Source organism: Pseudomonas sp. 05N432, assembly GCF_056396945.1.
Map to the genome: position 1 here is coordinate 173,145 of NZ_JBFTMM010000007.1, position 20,970 is coordinate 194,114.

The window sequence follows — 20,970 nt, forward strand, 5'->3', positions numbered from 1 at the left end:
GATTGTCCTACAAACGGCAATCAAGAGGTACGCAATGGAAGGTTTAGTGAAACTGGACCGGATCGACATCAGCATCTTGGTTGAGTTGCAAAAAGACGGGCGCATGACCAACGTCAGCCTGGCCGATGCCGTGGGGCTGTCAGCCAGTCCGTGCCTGCAACGGGTCAAGCGACTGGAGTCGGCCGGGTACATCTCGAGTTACAAGGCGCATTTGAACCTGGCCAAGATCACTGACTCGGTCACGGTGTTCACCGAAATAACCTTGAGCGATCACAAGCGCGAAGACTTCGCCAAGTTCGAGTCCAATATCCGCCTGGTGGATGAGGTGCTCGAATGCCATCTGATCAGCGGTGGCTACGATTATCTGGTGCGCTTCATGACCCGCAGCATCCAGCACTATCAGGAAGTGATCGAAAGCCTGCTGGACAAGAACATCGGCATCTCCAAGTACTTCAGCTACATCGTCATCAAGTCGCCCGTGCTCAAGGACGGCGTGCCGCTGCGCAAATTGCTGCGCCATTGAGACGTTCTCCATAAACGCTTGAGCCCGCTGCGTCTTTGCAAGAGACGCACGCCGGGCGGCGCCTCAGGCATCGCGCAACAGGTCGTGGGCGTTAAGCAGCTCGTAGGCAATCTCGGGGTGTTTTTCCAGACCGCGACGAATGGCGGCCGGAATTGACTGGCGGGTTTTGCGGCACAGCCCTGGCAGCTCCAGAAGCTGAATACCGATGCCGCGCATGCTTCGTACTTCGTGCACGCTGGGGGTGATGTGCACACGAATGCCTAATTGCTCGTACATCCGCCGCTGCAGGTGCTCGAGGTCGGCCAGGCTCTGCAGATTCTCCAGCCGGTCGAGCAGGCGTTTTTCCTCCTGGCGGGTCAGGTGCAGGATGCGCAAGTCCGCGCTGGGTATGTCCAGCAACTGTTCGCGCCTGCAATCGCAGGCGCCGGGCGGACAGGGTTGTCGAATCTGGAGAGAGGCTGTCATGGTCTCCAATCATAGCTATCGGCAACCGCAATTGCCCAGCGGGTTTGTCGCGACCCGATAAGGGTGTGGGGCGGACAAAACCACCCCGCACTGATCGCCCTCAACCCCATGTGTTGCCGAGCGCTTCCAGGCCGGCCCTTTGCAGGTCCTGTGGGCTCATGACCAGACGGAACTTGCAGGTGGCATCGAAGTTGAGAAAGAACGGTTCTGCAAAACTGGGGATCTGGGAGGAGTCTTGTACGTCGATCAGGAAAATCCCGCCGCGCATTCCATCCTGCTCGGTAAAGTAGGCCGCCTCCGGTTTGATGCTTTCCAGGATTCGCTCGATGACTTCGCCAACCTTCCCGGCCCTGACGAGCGCGTTGAAGGGTTCATTCGGGCACTCGACCATCATTAGCATTTTCATTATTCGATTCTCTTTTCAGATAGCTGCCTCATCTCCCTGCCTTTGCTCCTGGCACTGATGCCACGAAGCTCGTATTCGACCGCTCCAGCGGTGTGTGGTTAAGCATAGCGAAGCATGAGCTGACGCCCGTCCAGGGTTACGGGCGGTCGTGGCGCTGAAAGTGGATCATGTCACCCGTTTTGCACGGCTTTCAGCTTGCCTGAGCAGTTGCATAATGGTGCTGGTGGTGTTGAAACTTATGCGGTTAGCATTGCGCTTTACCGACGCACCAAATGACAGGTGGGTTAACGCAACCGAGCAGGTCGAACATTGATCGAACGACGCCAATTTAGCGGAGGCATGAAGGGGAAAAACCTTCGCTATCTGAATGAGAATCCCAGCGAGACGGCTCAAATGACCCGGGCAGGATTTCTGCTGCTCGAGCATTTCTCGCTGCCCGCGTTCACCCAGGCGCTGGATACGATTGTTACCGCGAATCTGCTACGCCCCGGGTTGTTCGCTTCCCGAACGTTCGGCTTGAATGACGGGGAGGTCATCAGTGATCTCGGCCTGGTGATTCGTCCGGATGCGCGTTTCGATTCTTCAGCCATTCAGGACCTGGACCTGTTGGTCATTTGTGGCGGCTACCGGACAGAACTGAAGGCGACCGATGAGCTGATCAGCCTGTTGCGAGCAGCGGCAGACCGTGGCGTCAGCCTGGCCGGATTGTGGAATGGCGCCTGGTTCCTCGGCAGTGCTGGCTTGCTGGATGGGTATCGTTGCGCCATCCACCCCGAACATCGCCCCGCACTCGCGGAAATCTCCAAGGCGACGCATGTCACCAGCGAAGCCTTTGTCATTGATCGAGACCGGCTCACCGCTTCCAGTCCCGCGGGGGCATTCCATATGGCGCTGGACTGGATCAAGGGGCTGCACGATAAAGCCCTGGTCGAGGGTATCGAGGACATTCTGGCTTTCGAGGAGTCTCGTTATCGGCGCATCAAACCGGCTGAAAACATCTGTGTGAGCGCGCCATTGCGCGAGGTGGTCAAGCTGATGGATGCCAACCTCGAAGAGCCCCTGGAGCTGGAGCAACTGGCGGTTTATGCCGGCCGTTCCCGTCGACAGCTCGAACGCTTGTTCAAGGAGCAACTGGGCACGACGCCGCAGCGGTATTACATGGAACTGCGTATCACCGAGGCGCGGCGTCTGCTGCAACACACCGAGCTGTCCCAGGTCGATGTGCTGGTGGCCTGCGGTTTTGTTTCACCCAGTCATTTCAGCAAATGCTACAGCTCGTACTTTGGATACAGGCCATCCAAGGAAACGCGACTGGTCAAATGAAAACGACGCCACCGCGAGGCCGGGCCAAGCGATTGTCACGGCTGTCTTGATACGTCTCCTATACTGATTCGCGTTGCCAGGCCAACGCTGGCACCCAACGCCGTCGGGCCCGCCGTCAGGGTTTTGACAGCTTCCCTATCAGTCACTGCAAGGAGATTGAACATGGCAATTCGCATTGGCGATGAAGCACCGGACTTCACTGCCGAAAGTACCGAAGGCCCGATCCATTTCCACGAGTGGATTGGCGACAAGTGGGCGATCCTGTTCTCGCATCCGAAGGACTTTACCCCTGTCTGTACCACTGAACTCGGTTATATGGCCGGACTCAAGCCGGAGTTCGACAAGCGCAACACCAAGATCGTCGGGCTCAGCGTCGACCCGGTCAGTGACCACCGGGCGTGGCTCGGTGACATCGCAGAAACCCAGGGGCATGCGGTCAACTATCCGATGATCGGCGACGAGAACCTGGTCGTGGCGAAGCTCTACGACATGATTCACCCGAATGCCAGCGGCGGCTCACGCACCGCCGCGGATAACGCGACGGTGCGTTCTGTGTTCATTGTCGGCCCGGACAAGAAAGTCAAGGCGATGCTGATCTACCCAATGAGTGCCGGACGCAACTTCGATGAAGTATTGCGTCTGCTCGACTCGCTGCAATTAAACGCCAAGCATACGGTCGCCACCCCGGTGAACTGGCGTCCGGGCGAGGACGTCATTATTCCCACGTCGGTGTCCGACGAAGAGGCCAGGAAGAAGTACCCGCAGGGCTTCAAGACGTTGAAACCCTATTTGCGCACCGTGGCGCAACCGAAGTAACTCAGCCAGCGTCCCTTCCTTGCAACGATTGCCTCAGGCTCGGGCAGGGGAGGGTTGCTTAATTCGATCAATAGCAAGTGGCTGTTTTAAAAACAATTTATGTGGTTTGGGGGGCTTCCCAGACGAAGCGAAAGTTGATAAATTTCCGCGCGTTCTTGCAGAGGCCCTCACGGGGCTTTCAGCAACAGCTACAGGGGCGTCGCCAAGCGGTAAGGCAGCAGGTTTTGATCCTGCCATGCGTTGGTTCAAATCCAGCCGCCCCTGCCATTTTCCCATGCTCATCCAGGTATTCCCTCAACCGGCAGGTTTTGCGCGAATACAGGATGATCGTCTATATCGACAACCGCACTCTCTTCCTTGGCTTTTCCGGCGTGTCGAATGCCGGTGGCTGCGCAGCCGTGACCTTGCGCGGCGAAGGCCTCAGCGGTCGCCTGATCGAAACCCGACTGTTACCAACGAAAACCCAACGGTTTATCGAGTTCCTGCGTGAGCAACTCCAGGATGCCTGACGCCGTTCCTTGGGAAAGGGGCCAAGCTATCGCAGCATTGCCCAACGCACCAGCAGCGCCATCGCAAACCTCATTTCTGCCTGCCATTCGAATACTGGAAAGCGCCTCGACTGTCGTAAAAACGACCTGTTGACGCTGAACGCGAACCCTCGTGACTTTTCTGTTGAACGACTGTTCAGCTTCGACTATGTTCGTTCCACCTTCTCCCCGGCTGGTTGCGGGCTTGCGTTTCTTCTTCCCGAACGAGGCACTGGCATGCGGTTTTCACCCTTTGTTGAGCGGATCTCGGGCCAGGGCGTTGCCGCCTGGGATATTCACCATGCCGCGTTCGATGCCCAGCGCCGTGGCGAGGATGTCATCATCCTCAGCGTCGGGGACCCGGATTTCCCCACGCCAGACTTCATTACCGATGCCGCGGTTGATGCCCTGCGTGAGGGCGACACGCACTACACCGAAATCGCCGGTCGCCTGGCCTTGCGCGAAGCCATCGCCGCGCGATACAGCCAACTGTTCGGCCGTGAGCTGCAAGCGTCAAACGTCATCAATGTGGCGGGGGCGCAGAACGCACTGTTCATCACCTCACTGTGCCTGCTGACTGCCGGCGACGAAGTACTTGCCCTGGACCCGATGTACGTGACTTACGAGGCGACGCTCAAGGCCTCCGGCGCGACGCTGGTGCGGGTGCCTTGCGCGGCGGATTCGGGTTTCCGGCTCGATGCCGCGGTGCTGGCCAAGGCCATCACCCCGCGCACCCGGGCGATTTTCCTGTCCAATCCGAACAACCCCACCGGCGTGGTGCTCAGTCGCGAAGAGCTGCAAGCCATCGCGGATCTCGCCATCACCCATGACCTGTGGGTCGTGGTGGATGAGGTCTATGAGAGCCTGGCGTTCGAACGCGAGCACTTCAGTCTGGCGGCCTTGCCGGGCATGGCCGAGCGTTGCGTGGTCATCGGCAGCCTGTCGAAATCCCATGCCATGACCGGCTGGCGGATCGGCTGGATCGTCGCCGCTGAAGCCCTGGTGGCGCATGCCGAAACCCTGATGCTGAGCATGCTCTACGGCTTGCCGGGGTTTGTCATGGAGGCCGCGCTCAAGGCTGTGCAGGCCCATGAGGACGTGACCCACGGCATGCGCGAAATCTATCGCCGTCGTCGTGATCTGGTGGTGAAAGGCTTGTCTGATTGCCCGGGAATTTCAGTGCTCACGCCCGATGCCGGCATGTTCGTGCTGGTGGACGTGCGGGGCACTGGCCTGAGTTCTCTGGAGTTCGCCTGGCGTCTGTTGCGCGAGGCGCAGGTATCGGTTCTCGATGCGGCGGCTTTCGGCGAACCGGCACAAGGCTTTGTGCGGCTCTCGTTCACGCTCGGTGAAGAACGACTGGCCCAGGCCTGCCAGCGTATTCGCGATTTTGTCCGGGTGTTGAAAGGCGAAGCGCCGCGACCGGCGATCACTCGTGTGACCAGCCAAGCGGCCACTGAGCCGGTCGCGGCCAAGACCATGATCGAGGTTGATGGCCTGCACAAACGCTTCGGCAATATCGAAGTCCTCAAAGGCGTCTCCCTGACGGCCCGCGAAGGCGATGTAATCTCCCTGATCGGCGCCAGCGGCTCGGGAAAAAGTACTTTGCTGCGCTGCATCAATATGCTCGAAGTGCCCGACCAGGGGCGCATTCTGGTGGACGGCGAAAGCATTCAGTTGAACTTCGACCGTCCCGGCGCGCCGTTGGTGTCCGACGTCAAACAGCTGGTACGGATCCGTTCGAGCCTGGGCATGGTGTTCCAGAACTTCAACCTCTGGCCCCATCGCACGGTGCTGGAAAACCTCATCGAAGCGCCGACTCAGGTCCTGCGTGAAAGCCGTGCGGAGGCCACTGAACGGGCCGAAGCCTTGCTTGAACGCGTCGGGCTTGCGGCCAAGCGCAACGAGTACCCGGCGTTTCTCTCCGGGGGACAGCAACAACGGGTGGCTATCGCCCGGGCCCTGGCCATGCGGCCCAAGGTCATGCTGTTCGATGAACCCACCTCGGCACTCGACCCGGAACTGGTCGGCGAAGTGCTGCGGGTGATCCGCTCTCTCGCCGAAGAAGGCCGGACCATGATCCTGGTGACCCATGAGATGGCCTTTGCACGCGATGTCTCTTCCAAAGTCGCCTACTTGCATCAAGGGTTGATCGAGGAAGCCGGTTCGCCGGATGAAGTGTTCGTACACCCACGCAGCGAACGTTGCCGACAATTCGTCAACGCTCATCAGACTCGCTAATAACATAAAAAAAACGGGGAACAATCATGGGAAATCGACGTTTGGCAAACTGGTTGACCGGCGTGGCCTGCGTAATGCTGGCCGGCATGAGTGCGGCACAGGCGCAGCCGATCAGGTTCGCGGTCGCCGCCGAACCGTATCCGCCGTACACCGAGAAGCAGGCCAACGGTGAATGGAAAGGCTTTGAAGTCGACCTGATCCACAAGCTGTGCAGCGAAATGAAAGCCGAGTGCGAGATCAAGGAAGTGGCGTGGGACGGGATCATCCCGTCGCTGCTGGCGAAGAAGATCGACGTGATCTTCTCTTCCATGTCGGTGACCGAAGAGCGCGAAAAACAGATCGCGTTCAGCAAGGCCTACTACGACTCGGCGATTGCGCTTGTCGGGCCCAAGGGCACTGCGGTGAACAAGTACCCGGATGACCTCAAGGGCAAGATCATCGCGGTGCAGAACTCGACAGTGAGCGCCAGTTACCTGAAGGCTTACTACGAAAAAATTGCCGACGTGAAGTATTACGACACCCAGGACTCGGCCAACGCCGACCTGATTGCCGGTCGAGTCGACCTGATGATGGCGGACGGCACGGCCATGGCGGCATTCGTCAAGACGCCGGATGCCAAGGACCTGGCCTACCTGGGCACGGTGCCTTATGACCCGATCTTCGGCAAAGGCGTGGGCGCCGGTCTGCGCAAGGATGACACCGAGCTCAAGGCCAATCTCGACAAGGCGATCAAGACCCTGCTGGCGAGCAAGGACTATGACGACCTCTCCCAAAGCTACTTCGGGACCAGCGTGAAGCCCGCGTTCTGACCTGAACACAAATCCTGTGGGAGCGAGCCTGCTCGCGATGAGGGCACAACAGTCAACATCTATGGTGACTGAACCACCGCCATCGCGAGCAAGCCCGCCCCCACAAGGTCCAGCGGTGTCCTCACGCCTGCTAACCGGAGAGTGAAATGCCAGCAATGTTCGAGTTGATCGATTTCAGCGAACAAGGATGGGGCAGTGCGCTGTTGAAGGGGCTCTGGATGACCCTGCAAATATCGGCCGGGGCCTTTGTGGTCGGGCTGTTCATTGGCCTGGTGGTGGCCTGTCTCAAGTTGAACGCGCCCAAACCGATTGCGGCACTGATGCGTGGCTACACCACATTGTTCCGGGCGGTTCCGGAATTATTACTGATCCTGTTGCTGTACTACGTCGGCTCCATGCTCCTCAATTCGCTGATGGCCCGGATGGGTTACGGCGCGATGGATGTCAGCGGTCCTTTGGCGGCAATCCTGGTGCTGGGCCTGGTGCAAGGCGCCTATGCCTCGGAGATTTTCCGGGCGGCGATCCAGGCGATTCCCTTTGGTCAGATCGAAGCGGCGAGGGCGTTCGGCCAGAGCGGGTTCGGACTGTTCCGGCGCGTCACGCTGCCGATCATGGCGCCTTATGCGATGGCCGGGATGGCCAACCTGTGGATCAACCTGATCAAGGACAGCGCATTGATCAGCGTAGTCGGCACCAACGAGCTGTTGTACACCGCCAAGCAAGGGGCGGGTTCGACGCGTCACTACCTGTTGTTCTACCTCACGGCCGCGGCGATGTACTACGTGGTGACGTTGGTGTCCAACTACCTGTCGGGAYGGCTTGAGCGACGCACGCGTCGCTGGATGCCTTTGGCTGAGTGAATGAAATGATTCCAGCGTGGATAGTTGAATACGCGGCGCTGTTGGGCCGAGGGCTGCAAACGAGCATCACCCTTCTGTTGTTTGCCAGTGCGTTCGGTTTTTTGCTCGCGGTGCTGGTGGCGCTGGCCCGGATCTCGAAGAATAAAGTCATCGCCAAGGCCAGCCTGTTCTACACCAGTGTGTTTCGCGGGACACCGTTGCTGATCCAGATCTACATCTTCTATTACGGGCTTGGCAGCCTGTTTGCACAGTTTCCGCTGATCCGTGGCAGTTTTCTCTGGCCTTATCTGCGTGACGGCTACTGGTACATCGTGTTCGCCCTGGTGCTGTCGGTGGGGGCCTATGTGGGCGAAGTGATTCGCGGCGGCCTGCTGGCGGTGCCAAAGGGGGAAATGGAAGCCGCTTCGGCGTTTGGCATGACCCCGCGCCAGTCCCTGCTGCGGGTGCGCTTGCCGCGGGCGATGCGGTTGCTGTTGCCGACATTGGCCGGGGAGACCGTGATGTTGCTGAAGTCCACGGCGCTGGCCTCGACCATCGCGGTGATCGATCTGCTGGGCGCCGCCAATGTGGTCCGCGCGCAGACCCTGCAAGTCTATCAACCGTTGCTGCTGGTGGCCGGGGTGTATGTCTGTCTGACGTTCCTGATCGAGGCGCTGTTCGCTTTTGCCGAACGGCGCGGGACGCCACTGCGCAGGGCGGTGTAATGAGCGCGCCACGGGTTGACCGGTCGCTGCAGGGCATCGGCCTGTGCACCTTGGGCTATGCGTTCCTGGCGTTGCAGGATGCGAGCATCAAGTGGCTGGTGGCCGACTATTCGGTGGTCAGCATCCTGTTCTGGCGCAGCCTCGTGGTGGTGGTCGCCTGCCTGCTGGCCGGACGCCCGCGGCTGGTTCAACGGGCCTGGCGCTCACCGAGCCGGCGCTTGCTGGTGGTGCGCGGGTTGCTGTCGCTCGTTGCCTGGCTGCTGTATTACACGGCAGCCCGGGACCTGACCCTGGCAGAAATGACCACACTGTATTTTTCGGCGCCGATCATGGTCACGGTGCTGGCGGTCGTCATCCTCAAGGAGCGTGCCAGCGGCTGGCAGTGGTTCACCCTGATCATCGGCTTTGTCGGCGTGATCATTGCCTGTCGCCCCAGCAATATGACCGAGCCCTTGCCGATCGTGCTGACGCTGTTGGCGGCGATGTGCTGGGCCTTCACCTACATCCAGTTGCGGCAGGTGGATAACCAGACGTCAGTGCTGGAACAGATGCTGATCACCAATGGGGTGTTTGTCATTTGCATGATGCTGGCGTTGCCTTGGACCCACACCCCATCGCCGACCCCGGCCTGGCTGGGGATGCTCGGTGCCGGGTTGGTGGGCGGTATCGGGCAGTTCCTGCTGTTCGCCAGTTTTCAGCGGGCCACGGCGATTTTGCTGGCGCCGTTCGAGTACACCGGGTTGGTCTGGGCGTTCCTGCTATCGAACCTGGTCTGGGGCACGCTGATGGATGAGTCGCTGATGATTGGCGCCGGGTTGATCGCGGTCAGCGGCACCCTGGCGATGATCGTTGGCCGTCACCCGGCACAAGACGTCGTCGGCGCCGAATGCTCCGTGACGCAAGCCCTTTATCCCGCAACCCAAGATAGCGAGGCCGTTGGCGTAATGCCACTCAGTCAAGAGATTCCGGGGCGACGCATACCCCCGTAGCAGCTGCCGAAGGCTGCGTTCGGCCGCGAAGCGGTCGTAAAATCACGCAATGCGGTCTTCCAATAATCCGTGGATGCCGAATTTGCGACGGCTACGCGGCCGAACGCAGCCTTCGGCAGCTGCTACGGATTGAGTAATCGGGTTTTAACGGTCATGACCGGAGGACACACGTATGGGGCAGGACATTTCGTTCGCGGTTCGGAACAATAACGGCGACGCGGTGCGGGTCGGCGTGTGGCGATTCGAGGGCAATGGCGGCGGGCCGAAGGTGCACCTGCAGGCGGGGGTGCACGCCGACGAAATCGCCGGGATGCTGGTCCTGCACCTGTTGATGCAGCGACTCCAGATCGCCGAGACCGAGGGCCGCCTGAAGGGCAGTGTGACCGTGGTGCCACAGGCCAATCCCCTGGGCATCGGGCAGTTTCGCCAAGGGCGAATACTCGGTCGGTTTCACGACGCCACGGGCCATAATTTCAACCGTTCATTCGACCAGTCGACCGCGATGGCCCGGCCTTCGACTCCTGTCCAGGCCTGGCAAAAAAGCCTGGTACAACTGGCGGCCACGGCGGACTTAATGCTCGATCTGCACACCGATGACGAGGCAATGCCATACCTCTACGTTCATCGCAGTTTCTGGCCACGTGGCCGTGAACTGGCGGCGGCGATGAAGATGGCGGTGGCGATCATCTGGGATGACGGTGGCGATGGCTCCTTCGAGGAAACCATCATTGCGCCCTGGCTGCGCGATGGCGTCACGGACCAGCGCCTGGCGGCGACCCTGGAATTGCGCGGGCAGGGCGATGTCAGCGACCGGTTTGCCGAGCAGGATGCTGCGGGGCTATACGCCTGGCTTTGCGCGTGCGGGGTGATCGATGAGCCGCAGTCGCCAGGCGATTGGCCTGTCGAGGCGATAGAGATGAGCCACATGGAGACCATTCTCGCGCCGCAGCCCGGGGTGCTGATCTTTGAAAAGGAGCTGGGCGATTTTGTCGAAGAAGGGCAGCGGTTTGCGCGGATTCTGGGGCGCCCGGGTGATCCGTCTTCCGAAGTGGTGCTGGTTGCCGAACAAGCGGGGCGGATGGTGACACGTTATCGGGATCGCCTTGTGCAACAGGGCATGGTGGTGGCGAAGTTCACCGGAACCCGGGTGTCGCGCAACTGGAGCGGAGGATTGTTGGACCCTAATTAGCAGGGGGAAGCGGCAGCCTTCCGAATCAGCATGTGTTCAGCCCCCAGAGAAGTAGCACCTGACCTGGCAATCAATGAACCGACTCCGGGTCCGTCAAGAAATCAATCAGCGCTCTGACTTTCATCGGCAGGTAGCGGGCATGGGGATACAGCAACAGGAAGGGGCGGGTAGCACCACCAAACTCCCCGAGTACCTCGACCAATTCACCACTGTCAATTTGCGCCTGAACGGTAAACCGGTACGCCTGGACGAGCCCGGCGCCGTGTCTGGCCATCGTGATCGTTGCCAGATAATCTTCAAGGCAGGTGGTATTTCCAGAGGTGTTCACGCTCACCGAGCGTTGATCGACGATGAAAGTCCACGGCACATTCCTTCCGCTGCTGGGCAGTTCAAATTGAATGCAATCGTGTGATTCCAGGTCCGACAGTGACTGTGGAACGCCATGCTGCCGAAGGTATTCAGGAGAGGCGACGACCACCAGCTCTGCATTCTCGAGTGTGCGCGCAATCAGCGCCGAGTCATCGGGCGCTCGACCACGGATGGCCAGATCGTAACCTTCCTCAGCGAAATCTATGTTCCGGGTGCTGACGTGTACGACTACCTTGACCAGTGGGTAGCGTCGACGAAACTCGGCAAGGCGCGGTAACAGTCGAAAATGCGCATAGGGCGTCGGTGCGCTGATGCGCAATTCCCCTGAGGGCGCCTGTTGTTGGCCCGTCACTTTACGTTCCGCGTCAACCAGTTGAGTCAACGCTTGACGGCATTGCTCGTAATAGACCCGACCTGCCTCGGTCAGGCGTATCTGCCGGGTGGTGCGGACAAACAAGCGCACCGCCAGACGCTCCTCCAGGCGTGACACCGACCGGCTCACGGCGGCAGGCGTCACGCCGGCGGCCTGCGCAGCGGCAGTGAAACTTTCAAACTCGACTGCCAGACAGAACAGCTCAATGCTGCCGAGTTGCACATCGTCAAAATGCCGGGGCATCGCATCTCTCGATTGATTACATCAGGTATCAAGTAGGGGGTGTAACACGCTATCTATCCCGGTCTGACGAAAAAGTAAAGTGATCCCCTGATCAAACGGAAAACCGATCCGAACCTGCTGCCAGGCAGAGTTGGCGGTAAGCACCGACCAGTTGATCCTGCGTGAACGCGCGATTTCGCCCGCTCGGATTGGGCAGGACCCAGACCGAGGCATTACCAAAGGTCTTTGACTGAAGCCCCCATGCAATTTCTCGTTGACCAGATAATGCGCTGTACGCCGCTTTGCCGAGAAACGCCACAAAGCGTGGTGCATAGCGTGCGATCTTTTGTTCAAAATCCGCTGCGGCAGCGATGAATTCATGTGCAGACAGCTGATCCGCCCGCGCCGTTGGCCGTTCGACCACGGCGGTTAACCCACACTGATACTGCAAGATCGTCCGATCGTGTTCCGGGCGTACTTCCTCCGGCGTAAAACCGGCGAGATGCAGTGTGCGCCAGAAACGATTGCCCCGACCCGCAAAATGATGCCCCTGGGCGGCGGCCGTCATGCCCGGATTGATGCCACAGAAAATCACTGCAAGCTGCTCGGCAAGAATATCTTCGAGTCTTTCACCCACGATAAAACCTCACAAACCCGACAGCTGCCGAGGTTAACTAGCCGCAGATCACGCTGACCGCATTGCGTGCAAGTTCCGTTAATTCTTCGCGGGATTTGCCCGCCCGGGCACGTATCGAAATGCTGTGCAGCAAGGATGACGCGAGTACGGCAAGGGCTGCAGGGTCGGCATCGCTTTTCAACTCGCCGGAATTGATTGCTGCCCGCAGACGCGCTTCGAGTTCGGCATCGAGCCTGCTCAGTCGATCCGAAAGCACGTCGCGTATTTCAGCATCCTCGACGGCCTCGGTAGTCGCCGTACCAATCGCGAAACAGCCGCGCGGTTGTCCTTCGCCCGAGAAGTAGATCGACAACTGCCCCTCATAGAAACGCATCAACGCCTGCTCCAGCGTCAGTGTGTTGTCTGTCAGCGCCTCATGCATGGCCGCCGCGGCAAATTCCCAATACTGCTCAAGCGCTTTGATGTAGAGCGCGTGCTTGTCACCGAATGCCGCATAGAGGCTTGGGCGATTCATGCCGGCCGCCGTTGCGATGCTATCCAGAGAGGCGCCGGAATATCCGGTGCTCCAGAAAACCCCAAGCGCCTGCTGCAGCGCTGTCTGCGGGTCATACGCGCGAGGGCGGCCGCGGCCTTTGCCCTCTGCAGTTTTATTTTGTGCCATGTTGTACAAATTCCTTGAATGAAGGTGAGTCACGGCATATTCTTACACCATCGCACAAAATTAAGGAACCAGAAGTTCCTGAATTTCAGGTTTGTTGCAGCGGAGCTCGAACTGGGTGTTGCGGCGATGAAACAGGTGCGGCAGAGCGATCCTCCTGACGCACACGAGATTGATTGCTCACAGCAATTATTGACATCAGGGTCGCAGGCGATCGTTGCCCGTGTTAGCCCGATTTCCCGGTTAAAGGTGTATTCGATCATGACCAGACAGTTCGACATTCCAGCTTCGCAAACCTTCGAGCACCCAGGGCCGAACCAGGCCGACAGGCCCGTCAAGAAACCGTTTAAAGAGAAGTTGCGACCACTCCTTATGGTAGGCGTTCCTGCTCTCGTCGCTGCGGTTGGGTACTCACACTATGTGACGGGCGAGCCCTACGTTTCGACCGATAACGCTTATGCCCGAGTAGCGAAGGCGTCGATCAACGCTCGCGTTTCCGGACAAGTCGTCGAAATCGCGGTCGAGGACAATCAGCCTGTTCGCAAGGGCCAGGTGCTGTTTCGGATCAACCCGGAGCCGTTCCAGATCGCGATTAACCGTGCAGAAGCGCAGTTGAGCGTCGCGCGGCTTCGCATCGATGGCCTCAAGGCAAGCTACCGCCAGCAGCAGGCGGAACTGCAATCGGCCAAAGAGTCGGCTGATTTCGACCAGCGGGAATTTGCCCGCAAGAAAGCGCTGGTCGCTACCGAGTTCGTTTCGCGCGCCATTTACGAACGTGCCGACACCGACCTTAAAGTTGCCCGGCAACGAATAGCGTCGATCGAACAGCAGATCGCCAGCACGGTCGTTGCCTTGAACGGCAATCCGGACATCGAAGCCGATAAACACCCGATGGTGCGCGAGGCCAAGGCTCAGCTCGACGAAGCGCAGCTTTATCTCTCGTACGCGACGGTGTATGCGCCGGAGGATGGCATCGTGGCCAAGGTCGACGATTTGCAGGTGGGCAACTACGTCAACAGCGGTGCGCCGGCCTTTGCGCTGCTGTCCGATCGTCAGATCTGGGTGGAGGCCAACTTCCGCGAAACGGAAGTGACGCATATGCGTCGGGGCCAGGAAGCGACCATCAGTGTCGATACGTACCCTGATCACGTATTCAAGGCCCACGTGACCAGTATGAGTCCGGGTGCCGGGTCGGACTTCGCACTGCTGCCACCGGAAAATGCGACCGGCAACTGGGTCAAGGTTGTCCAGCGGGTACCGGTCCGACTCGAACTCGATGAAGTGGATCCTGCTCTGCCGCTTTTCTCGGGGACCAGCGCCACGGTCAAAGTCGACACCGGGTATCGCACGCCCTGGTGGCACCCACTCAAGGCTCTGTTGACGGCAGGTACCGACCGATGAACGCCAGTCTTGCTGGAAACCCGGCGGGAGAGGGCTCGCGCACGCTCAGGTTCGCGGCATTGCTCGCGACCTATATGCAGTCGGCGAACCTGCCTCTGCCGAATGCGGCACTGAGGTTTATTCAGGGCGCCATATCGATGACCGATGACGAGGCTGGCTGGGTATTCACTTCATACCTCGCGGCGAGCGCCATTACCCTGCCGATTGCGCAGTGGCTCGCCGGACGCTACGGCCTGAGGGTTGTGTATCAAGCCGCGATAGCCTTGTTCGTCCTTGGCTTGTTGCTCGCCATGCAGGCAACGACTCCGCTGGAGTTCGTCGGTGCGCGCATCATTCAAGGCGCCGCGAGTGGCCTGCTGGCACCGCTTTCGATGGCCATTGCAATGGAGACACTGCCACCTGCGCGGCGCGCGAAATTCGGCTCGATGTTCACGGCCATTGTGCTCTTGGGCATCGTCAGCGGCCCGAGTATCGGTGGTTGGGTCTGCGAACATTACGACTGGCGCTCGATGTTCTCCATCAGCCTTCCTCTAACGGCGTTTATCTTCGTGGTGGTGACGTTGTTGCTGGCCGAGAAAAAGGCCGAGAAAAGTCCGCCTTTCGACTTCTTCGGCGTCGGCACCTTCACGCTGGGAATGATCGGGTTGCAAATGCTGCTCGACCGCGGAGAGCGTCTGGACTGGTTTGCTTCGCCCGAGATCTGGCTGGAGGCGCTGGCAGGTGCACTGGGGCTCTACCTGTTCGTTGTTCATGTGCTGACCGCAAAGGTGCATTTCCTCAACAAGAATTTGTTCAAAGACCGCAATTTCGTGCTGTCGACGATCATCTTTTTCGCACTCGGTTTTGTGCTGTTGCCGACGATGGCCCTGACATCGCCGATGCTGGATGAAATTCTTGGATACCCACCTGACACGACCGGTTACCTGACGATACCGCGAGGTGTCGGGCTTGTCGGTGCATTTCTACTGATGGGCCGGGTTCCTGCTCGGATCGACTCGCGACTCTTTGTTGCCGCGGGTGTTGCACTGGTGGCGTATGCCAACTGGCTGATGCTCGGCTATTCGCCCTTGATGGACTGGTGGCCCGTGGCGGTGGCCGGTGCACTCCAGGGTATCGGCCTCGGCATCTTGATGCCGGCGATCAGTAAGGTGGCTTTCAGCACGCTCGATCCCAGGTTCCGCCCGGAAGGTACCGGTTTTTTCAATCTGGCCCGTGTCTATGGCAGCACCCTCGGCGTTGCCATCGTGCAAGTGTTCTTCTTCAACAACACGCAAACGATGCACGTGGCGCTGGCAAGCCATCTGACGCCTTATCGCACCGCGGCACATTCCATGACGGCGTCGACGTCCTTGCAAGCACTCGGGGGGCTCAACGAAATGATCACCGGCCAGGCGGCTTTTATCGCGGTTATCGGCCAGTTCAAGATTTTGATGCTGGCGATGCTGGTGGTGAGCCCGCTGGTTGTCTTTCTTCGCAAACCCGTTCCGACCAACTAGTTTTCGTGGAGTCTGCCCAATGAAATCCAATACGTTCGTACTCAACAGACAGCAGTTCCCAATGACGGTCGGTGCGGTGTCGGCGCTTATGTTTCTGTCCGCCTGTACCGTCGGCCCTGACTATAAAGAGCCAGCGCAGAGCCTGTCGCAGCACTATGATCAACAGGCCGAGCAGCGTCTCGGCGAGGGCGGCAACAAGGTTGCTGAACAGCACATTGAGCTGGGCAAGAAGGTCAGCGGTGACTGGTGGTCTGCCTTCCATTCGCCGAAGCTCGACAAGGTTGTACGTCGGGCAATCGACGGCAATCTTGAACTCGTGGCGGCAGATGCGACGATCCGGCAAGCGGCATCCTCTGTTGCCGCGGCTGAGGGTGCACTGTATCCGCAGGTCGATTTTGGCGCCCAGGCTGGCCGCCAACGGACCCACAACGGGCCCGAGCCAACCGTCTCCAATTTCTACTCGATTGGGCCACGGGTTGGCTTCGACCTTGACGCTTTTGGCGGTACCAAGCGGCTGGTCGAGCAGAAGGAAGCGTTTACGAGTCTGCAGAAACACCGCTACGAAGCGGCGTACCTGACCCTGACCGGCGATGTTGCGAGCCAGGCGTTGTTGGTTGCTTCGGCAAACGCGCAGATGGAAGCCGTTGAGAAACTGCTCGCCAATGACGCGAAGAACCTCGAGCTTGTGCGCATGGCGCACGCCAATGGCACCACCACGCAGATCGACGTTTCGCTGGCCGAGACACGGCTCGCTCAGGACCGCACGCTGTTGCCGCCCCTCGCTCAACAGCGTGATTCGGCACGGCATGCGCTGTCGGTCCTGACGGGAAAAGGCCCGGGAGACTGGACCGCTCCCGACTTCAACCTCGCTGAGTTTGCCTTGCCATCTAGCGTGCCAGTCAGCTTGCCCTCGGAAATGGCCCACGACCGGCCGGATGTACTGCAAGCAGAAGCTGAATTGCACATGGCCAGCGCCGCCGTCGGGGTCGCGACAGCCAATCTCTATCCCCATGTAACGCTGTCCGCGTCTCTTGCGCAGGCGGCTTCAGGCAATGGCGGCGCTGCACTCTGGAGTCTTGCTGCGGGACTGGCAGGGCCGATCTTCGATGGCGGCACGCTCAAGGCTGAACGTCAGGCAGCCGTCGACGGCTACAAGGCGACACTCGCTGACTACCAGCAAACGCTCATTCAGTCATTTGGCCAGGTCGCAGACACGCTGCAGGCAATCAACCATGACTCGGAAGAAAACCTGGCGCAGGAGGACGCATTACGCGCGGCCGAAACCAGTTTTCGTTTGAACCAGCAAGCCTACGCGCAAGGCGAGAACAGCATTCTCCAGGTGCTGGAAGCGGAACGTGCCTATGAGCAGGCGTTACTGGGTCAAATCAGAGTGAAGACGGCGCAGTATCTCGACACGGTGCGCTTGTATGTGGCACTCGGCGGTAATTCGGTGGGTGTGTCCGAGCAACGCGTTGCCAGCCGCGAAGCGCCGAAAACTGTTTATCAATAGCAGCTGCGTTTTACCAGAGACCACTATCGCCATTGCGGCTGTAGCCCCAGACATCGGAGTAAAGACATGTCATACGAAGCGTTTCACGATGAACTTCGCGATACAAAGTTCCCTATTGTCCACGGATCGGGTGCGATGCCAGCGGTTGGATTTGGCACGCTGTTCCGGGATCTGAGCGTGACAACACAAGCCGTCAAGCACGCGCTGGAAACAGGCTTTCGCCATTTCGATTGTGCAGAGCGCTATCGAAACGAAGACAAGGTCGGAGTGGCGATAAAGGAATTCCTGGATACTGGTAAGGTCCGGCGCGAAGACCTGTTTATTACCACAAAGCTGTGGAACACCAACCATCGCCCCGAGCGGGTTCTGCCGGCTTTTGAAGCCAGCTGCCGACGGCTTCAAGTGGATTACATCGATTGCTACCTCGTCCACACACCCTTCGCCTTTCAACCGGGCGAAGACCAGGAACCAAGAGACGAGCAGGGGAGAATCGTTTACGACTCCGGCGTGACATTAATCGAGACTTGGCGAGCACTTGAGCGCTTGGTTGATGAGGGGCGGTGCAAGTCCATCGGGTTATCCGACATTACACTGCAGGCATTGCAAGAAATTGTGGCAGTGGCCCGGATAAAACCTGCCGTCGTGCAGGTTGAATCGCATCCTTATCTGCCTGAATGGGAACTGCTCGAGTTTTGTCGGCAGCATGGAATTATCGTCCTTGCCTTTGCACCACTGGGGCATGGCATGCAGCCGAACGTACTGGAAGACGCGGTGATCACAGGCGTCGCCCGGCGCTTGCAACAGACTCCGGCTCAAGTTGCGTTGGCCTGGTCCGTACAACGTGGCGTGGCTTTCCTGACCACGTCTGCAACGTTGAGCCATATCCAGGAAAACTTTGCGATTTCTACCCTGCCTCACAGGGCCATGCTTGAAATCAAGGACGATATTACGACCCGCGTACGATTCAACTCGGTGGTGGAAACCGGTGTGCCCGGATTTATTCCGGGCAAAAAATAACGCATGACAAGGGGGTGGTCTTTTGCAAGGCCGCCCCTTTTTTCGATACGAATAACTCTTCACGCGAGACATGCCTGGAGAGCATGCTGGTTTTTTACTTATCTGCGGAGGCGGTAACGATGGACGTTTTCCAGACCATGCGCTTCTTCGCAGCTGTCGCTCAGAGCGGCAGCTTTACGGCGGCGGCTGAGCTGTTGGACACCACCACAACTAACGTTTCCAAAGCGGTTTCCAGTCTGGAGGCCAGGCTTCAAACACGGCTGATTAACCGCACGACCCGACGCCTGGCGTTGACCGAGGCAGGTGTGCGCTATTTGCAGCGCTGCGAGAAAATTCTTGAGGAGGTACGTGAGGCCGAAGAGGAAGCGGGTACCGCGCAGGTCATGCCCGTTGGCAGGCTCAAGATCCACGCGATGGGAGCCGTCGGTAATCATTACGTGATCAAAGCCATTGCCAAGTATAGAGAGACTTATCCCTTGGTAATGTTTGATTTGACACTGACCAATCGACTACCTGACTTGCTGGAGGAGGGCTATGACATATCGATTGTTTTGGCGCGGGATCTACCCGATTCCGGGTTTGTCGCTCAGCGGCTCGGCATCACTTACAGCATTCTCTGTGCCTCGCCCGCGTACCTGAAGAAACGCGGGATTCCCGATTCCACGAGATCGCTTGGCGAACATGATTGTTTGAGAATTGTGAATACGGTAATGCCGGTTGAAAACTGGGTATTTGAGGGGCCCGAAGGCGTGGAGACCGTCAACGTTCCATTGTCGCCATTTCACGTTAATACCGCCGACGCCATGACTGTTGCCATAACGAATGGGATGGGGATTGGTATTCAGCCGATTGCGTCGGCAGTCGACGGACTCAGGGCCGGCACGTTAGTGCGCGTACTGCCGGAGTATCATTTTGAAGAGTTCAACTTGTTTGCCATTTATCCATCACGAAAGTTCGTGGATGCAAAAATAAAGACATGGGTGGAATTTCTTAAAGATTACATTCCGAGTTTGCTCGCATCCGATGAAGAAATCGTTCGCTCGGCCAGAAAAGACAACAGCTTTCGAGCTCGCTAGCGCGGCAGGTATGGAGTGTCGACCCTCCATCGTCCGCACAGTGCTCAACCGTTTGAACAGCCCGTTCCCATGACTTGATACTGAAGGACGTGCTGTTGACCGTGAGAGTCTTCATAGGTCATTTGAACAGGAACCGGCCCGCACTGGTCCGCAGCGTCTGTCATTGCAATGACTTTTTTAATGTCGAGCTTGGTTGCGTAAGTGTAACTTTCTACCGGTGTCTGACGGGTGGCGACTGTTGAATGGCTCTCGTCTGCAAATGCTTGTGCGCCTAAACTGCCAAGCGCAAGGAAGATCGCAACTTTTGACATATTCATCATGTTCATCATATTCACCGTATCGCTCAAGGGGTTGACCTGCATCGTTTTTACCTCGAGAGCTAGTTGATGTTTATTCAATGTGCTCACCGGGTAGGAACGATGCTAGATGTTTATCCCTTTCCCAGACAGCGGCCTATTGGACAAACACTGTTGTCGGATTTCGCATGAATAGAATGCTACGGGGACAGTCAGAACCACGGCTCAGGTTCACACGAACAGGTCGTAAGACAGTTTGCTGATCAGGATCACCAGCAACACCAGGAACAGGCTCCGGACAAAGGGCACGCCTTTACGAACCGCCAGCCAGGTGCCGGTCAGCGCGCCAAGGATGTTGAATGCGGCCATGGGGAGGGCGATCAGGTAGAGCACGTTACCCGTGGGAATGAAGAAAATCAGCGCCGCGACGTTGGTCGCGATGTTCACCAGTTTGGCCGACGCCGAGGCATGCAGGAAGTCGAAGGCGAAGCAGCGGATAAACAGGAAAATCAGGAAGCTGCCGGTGCCGGGACCAAACAGTCCGTCGTAGAAGCCAATCGCACCGCCGATGACGATCGCCAGCAATTTCTCCCGGGTACCGATGTGCATGGGTTTGTGCAGGGCGCCGAAGTCCTTTTTCCAGAAGGTGTAGATCGCCATCAGCACGATCAACACCAGCACTGCCGGCCGGATCACCGACTGCGGGACGGACGACACCGTGGCCGCGCCGAAGAAGGACATGACAAAGGCCGCACAGGCAGCGGGAATCACCAGCCCCCAGTCGATCACCACCTTGCGCACGAAAGACCGGGCCGCGAATGCGGTGCCGCACGCTGCCGCGACCTTGTTGGTACCCAGCAGTGCCGCGGGTTGTGCCGTGGGCAGCACGTTGAACAGCGCAGGTATCTGGATCAGTCCGCCGCCACCCACCGCCGCATCAATCAGGCCGGCAGCAAAGGCGAACACGCAAAGGATGACAATATCGATCATGAATTCAGGCCCTGACGATGAAGGAGTGGTGAAGGTCCAGCGGTGTGGATTGAGCGGGAAGGTTAACGGAACG

22 protein-coding genes and 1 tRNA gene are annotated in these 20,970 nt (G+C 58.7%); 16 read left to right on the forward strand and 7 right to left on the reverse strand.

From position 1 onward, the window contains the following. Positions 1–34 precede the first annotated feature (34 nt). Complete coding sequence (locus AC1DHT_RS09970; protein ID WP_008055821.1) at positions 35–523, forward strand: Lrp/AsnC family transcriptional regulator; 489 nt, start codon at positions 35–37, stop codon at positions 521–523. 63 nt (positions 524–586) lie between these two features. Here AC1DHT_RS09970 and AC1DHT_RS09975 read toward each other — a convergent pair whose 3' ends face one another. Further along, positions 587–988, reverse strand: coding sequence for a hypothetical protein (locus AC1DHT_RS09975; protein ID WP_427545823.1), 402 nt, complete (start codon positions 986–988; stop codon positions 587–589). A gap of 100 nt (positions 989–1,088) precedes the next feature. Then, positions 1,089–1,394: a panthothenate synthetase gene (locus AC1DHT_RS09980; RefSeq protein ID WP_427545821.1), complete on the reverse strand. Its 306-nt coding sequence runs from the start codon at positions 1,392–1,394 to the stop codon at positions 1,089–1,091. Between the two features lie 309 nt (positions 1,395–1,703). Here AC1DHT_RS09980 and AC1DHT_RS09985 point away from each other — a divergent pair, with 309 nt between their 5' ends. From AC1DHT_RS09985 to AC1DHT_RS10030, 10 genes are all read left to right on the forward strand, one after another. Next, positions 1,704–2,717, forward strand: a complete 1,014-nt coding sequence (locus tag AC1DHT_RS09985; RefSeq protein ID WP_427545819.1) for a GlxA family transcriptional regulator — start codon at positions 1,704–1,706, stop codon at positions 2,715–2,717. A 162-nt stretch (positions 2,718–2,879) separates the two neighbouring features. Then, a complete protein-coding gene (locus AC1DHT_RS09990) occupies positions 2,880–3,533 on the forward strand; it encodes a peroxiredoxin (RefSeq protein ID WP_103317300.1) in 654 nt (217 codons plus the stop codon). A gap of 192 nt (positions 3,534–3,725) precedes the next feature. Then, a tRNA-Gln gene (locus AC1DHT_RS09995) sits at positions 3,726–3,800 on the forward strand. A 56-nt stretch (positions 3,801–3,856) separates the two neighbouring features. Further along, on the forward strand, positions 3,857–4,042 hold the full coding sequence (locus AC1DHT_RS10000; protein ID WP_427545862.1) for a hypothetical protein: 186 nt from the start codon (positions 3,857–3,859) through the stop codon (positions 4,040–4,042). Positions 4,043–4,297: 255 nt separating this feature from the next. Then, positions 4,298–6,301, forward strand: coding sequence for an aminotransferase class I/II-fold pyridoxal phosphate-dependent enzyme (locus AC1DHT_RS10005; RefSeq protein ID WP_427545817.1), 2,004 nt, complete (start codon positions 4,298–4,300; stop codon positions 6,299–6,301). Positions 6,302–6,327: 26 nt separating this feature from the next. Continuing rightward, a complete protein-coding gene (locus AC1DHT_RS10010) occupies positions 6,328–7,110 on the forward strand; it encodes a transporter substrate-binding domain-containing protein (protein ID WP_103317292.1) in 783 nt (260 codons plus the stop codon). Between the two features lie 146 nt (positions 7,111–7,256). Then, positions 7,257–7,970 (forward strand): ABC transporter permease, encoded by a 714-nt coding sequence (locus AC1DHT_RS10015; protein ID WP_477761344.1) that lies wholly within the window; start codon positions 7,257–7,259, stop codon positions 7,968–7,970. Positions 7,971–7,975: 5 nt separating this feature from the next. Continuing rightward, positions 7,976–8,674, forward strand: coding sequence for an ABC transporter permease (locus AC1DHT_RS10020; RefSeq protein WP_216741572.1), 699 nt, complete (start codon positions 7,976–7,978; stop codon positions 8,672–8,674). Next, positions 8,674–9,663, forward strand: a complete 990-nt coding sequence (locus tag AC1DHT_RS10025) for a DMT family transporter (protein ID WP_427545814.1) — start codon at positions 8,674–8,676, stop codon at positions 9,661–9,663. Before AC1DHT_RS10020 ends, AC1DHT_RS10025 begins: the two co-directional genes overlap by 1 nt. A 172-nt stretch (positions 9,664–9,835) precedes the next feature. After that, the gene (locus AC1DHT_RS10030) at positions 9,836–10,852 is read left to right on the forward strand and encodes a M14 family metallopeptidase (RefSeq protein WP_427545812.1); all 1,017 of its coding nucleotides are present in this window, start codon (positions 9,836–9,838) and stop codon (positions 10,850–10,852) included. 70 nt (positions 10,853–10,922) lie between these two features. Here the strand turns inward: AC1DHT_RS10030 and AC1DHT_RS10035 are convergent, their stop codons facing one another. The 3 genes from AC1DHT_RS10035 to AC1DHT_RS10045 form a co-directional block, all read right to left on the reverse strand. Next, on the reverse strand, positions 10,923–11,837 hold the full coding sequence (locus tag AC1DHT_RS10035) for a LysR family transcriptional regulator (RefSeq protein WP_429538545.1): 915 nt from the start codon (positions 11,835–11,837) through the stop codon (positions 10,923–10,925). Positions 11,838–11,928: 91 nt separating this feature from the next. Beyond that, the gene (gene mug / locus AC1DHT_RS10040; protein ID WP_427546126.1) at positions 11,929–12,453 is read right to left on the reverse strand and encodes a G/U mismatch-specific DNA glycosylase; all 525 of its coding nucleotides are present in this window, start codon (positions 12,451–12,453) and stop codon (positions 11,929–11,931) included. A 37-nt stretch (positions 12,454–12,490) separates the two neighbouring features. Beyond that, on the reverse strand, positions 12,491–13,114 hold the full coding sequence (locus AC1DHT_RS10045; protein WP_427546124.1) for a TetR/AcrR family transcriptional regulator: 624 nt from the start codon (positions 13,112–13,114) through the stop codon (positions 12,491–12,493). A 258-nt stretch (positions 13,115–13,372) separates the two neighbouring features. On the opposite strand from AC1DHT_RS10045, the gene AC1DHT_RS10050 reads away from it, so the two are divergent. The 5 genes from AC1DHT_RS10050 to AC1DHT_RS10070 all read left to right on the forward strand — a co-directional run bounded on the left by AC1DHT_RS10050 (position 13,373) and on the right by AC1DHT_RS10070 (position 19,611). Next, positions 13,373–14,512: an HlyD family secretion protein gene (locus AC1DHT_RS10050; protein WP_427546139.1), complete on the forward strand. Its 1,140-nt coding sequence runs from the start codon at positions 13,373–13,375 to the stop codon at positions 14,510–14,512. Beyond that, positions 14,509–16,008 carry a DHA2 family efflux MFS transporter permease subunit gene (locus AC1DHT_RS10055; protein WP_427546122.1) on the forward strand — a complete coding sequence of 500 codons (1,500 nt, stop codon included), beginning with the start codon at positions 14,509–14,511 and terminating at the stop codon, positions 16,006–16,008. The genes AC1DHT_RS10050 and AC1DHT_RS10055 overlap by 4 nt, the downstream gene beginning before the upstream one ends. A 19-nt stretch (positions 16,009–16,027) precedes the next feature. Continuing rightward, positions 16,028–17,518, forward strand: coding sequence for an efflux transporter outer membrane subunit (locus tag AC1DHT_RS10060; protein WP_427546120.1), 1,491 nt, complete (start codon positions 16,028–16,030; stop codon positions 17,516–17,518). 66 nt (positions 17,519–17,584) lie between these two features. After that, positions 17,585–18,535 carry an aldo/keto reductase gene (locus tag AC1DHT_RS10065; RefSeq protein WP_427546118.1) on the forward strand — a complete coding sequence of 317 codons (951 nt, stop codon included), beginning with the start codon at positions 17,585–17,587 and terminating at the stop codon, positions 18,533–18,535. A 119-nt stretch (positions 18,536–18,654) separates the two neighbouring features. Beyond that, complete coding sequence (locus AC1DHT_RS10070) at positions 18,655–19,611, forward strand: LysR family transcriptional regulator (RefSeq protein WP_427546137.1); 957 nt, start codon at positions 18,655–18,657, stop codon at positions 19,609–19,611. Between the two features lie 44 nt (positions 19,612–19,655). Here AC1DHT_RS10070 and AC1DHT_RS10075 read toward each other — a convergent pair whose 3' ends face one another. Beyond that, positions 19,656–19,928 (reverse strand): DUF2790 domain-containing protein, encoded by a 273-nt coding sequence (locus tag AC1DHT_RS10075; protein ID WP_427546135.1) that lies wholly within the window; start codon positions 19,926–19,928, stop codon positions 19,656–19,658. Positions 19,929–20,138: 210 nt separating this feature from the next. After that, the gene (locus AC1DHT_RS10080) at positions 20,139–20,897 is read right to left on the reverse strand and encodes a sulfite exporter TauE/SafE family protein (protein ID WP_427546116.1); all 759 of its coding nucleotides are present in this window, start codon (positions 20,895–20,897) and stop codon (positions 20,139–20,141) included. Positions 20,898–20,970: the final 73 nt, after the last annotated feature.

Excerpts from the sequence above, each read along its gene's own strand:
- AC1DHT_RS09970 (WP_008055821.1), top strand. The coding sequence starts at position 35 with ATGGAAGGTTTAGTGAAACTGGACCGGATCGACATCAGCATCTTGGTT.
- AC1DHT_RS09975 (WP_427545823.1), bottom strand. The coding sequence starts at position 988 with ATGACAGCCTCTCTCCAGATTCGACAACCCTGTCCGCCCGGCGCCTGC.
- AC1DHT_RS09980 (WP_427545821.1), bottom strand. The coding sequence starts at position 1,394 with ATGAAAATGCTAATGATGGTCGAGTGCCCGAATGAACCCTTCAACGCG.
- AC1DHT_RS09990 (WP_103317300.1), top strand. The coding sequence starts at position 2,880 with ATGGCAATTCGCATTGGCGATGAAGCACCGGACTTCACTGCCGAAAGT.
- AC1DHT_RS10000 (WP_427545862.1), top strand. The coding sequence starts at position 3,857 with ATGATCGTCTATATCGACAACCGCACTCTCTTCCTTGGCTTTTCCGGC.
- AC1DHT_RS10005 (WP_427545817.1), top strand. The coding sequence starts at position 4,298 with ATGCGGTTTTCACCCTTTGTTGAGCGGATCTCGGGCCAGGGCGTTGCC.
- AC1DHT_RS10010 (WP_103317292.1), top strand. The coding sequence starts at position 6,328 with ATGGGAAATCGACGTTTGGCAAACTGGTTGACCGGCGTGGCCTGCGTA.
- AC1DHT_RS10020 (WP_216741572.1), top strand. The coding sequence starts at position 7,976 with ATGATTCCAGCGTGGATAGTTGAATACGCGGCGCTGTTGGGCCGAGGG.
- AC1DHT_RS10025 (WP_427545814.1), top strand. The coding sequence starts at position 8,674 with ATGAGCGCGCCACGGGTTGACCGGTCGCTGCAGGGCATCGGCCTGTGC.
- AC1DHT_RS10030 (WP_427545812.1), top strand. The coding sequence starts at position 9,836 with ATGGGGCAGGACATTTCGTTCGCGGTTCGGAACAATAACGGCGACGCG.
- AC1DHT_RS10035 (WP_429538545.1), bottom strand. The coding sequence starts at position 11,837 with ATGCCCCGGCATTTTGACGATGTGCAACTCGGCAGCATTGAGCTGTTC.
- AC1DHT_RS10045 (WP_427546124.1), bottom strand. The coding sequence starts at position 13,114 with ATGGCACAAAATAAAACTGCAGAGGGCAAAGGCCGCGGCCGCCCTCGC.
- AC1DHT_RS10050 (WP_427546139.1), top strand. The coding sequence starts at position 13,373 with ATGACCAGACAGTTCGACATTCCAGCTTCGCAAACCTTCGAGCACCCA.
- AC1DHT_RS10055 (WP_427546122.1), top strand. The coding sequence starts at position 14,509 with ATGAACGCCAGTCTTGCTGGAAACCCGGCGGGAGAGGGCTCGCGCACG.
- AC1DHT_RS10060 (WP_427546120.1), top strand. The coding sequence starts at position 16,028 with ATGAAATCCAATACGTTCGTACTCAACAGACAGCAGTTCCCAATGACG.
- AC1DHT_RS10065 (WP_427546118.1), top strand. The coding sequence starts at position 17,585 with ATGTCATACGAAGCGTTTCACGATGAACTTCGCGATACAAAGTTCCCT.
- AC1DHT_RS10070 (WP_427546137.1), top strand. The coding sequence starts at position 18,655 with ATGGACGTTTTCCAGACCATGCGCTTCTTCGCAGCTGTCGCTCAGAGC.
- AC1DHT_RS10075 (WP_427546135.1), bottom strand. The coding sequence starts at position 19,928 with ATGAATATGTCAAAAGTTGCGATCTTCCTTGCGCTTGGCAGTTTAGGC.
- AC1DHT_RS10080 (WP_427546116.1), bottom strand. The coding sequence starts at position 20,897 with ATGATCGATATTGTCATCCTTTGCGTGTTCGCCTTTGCTGCCGGCCTG.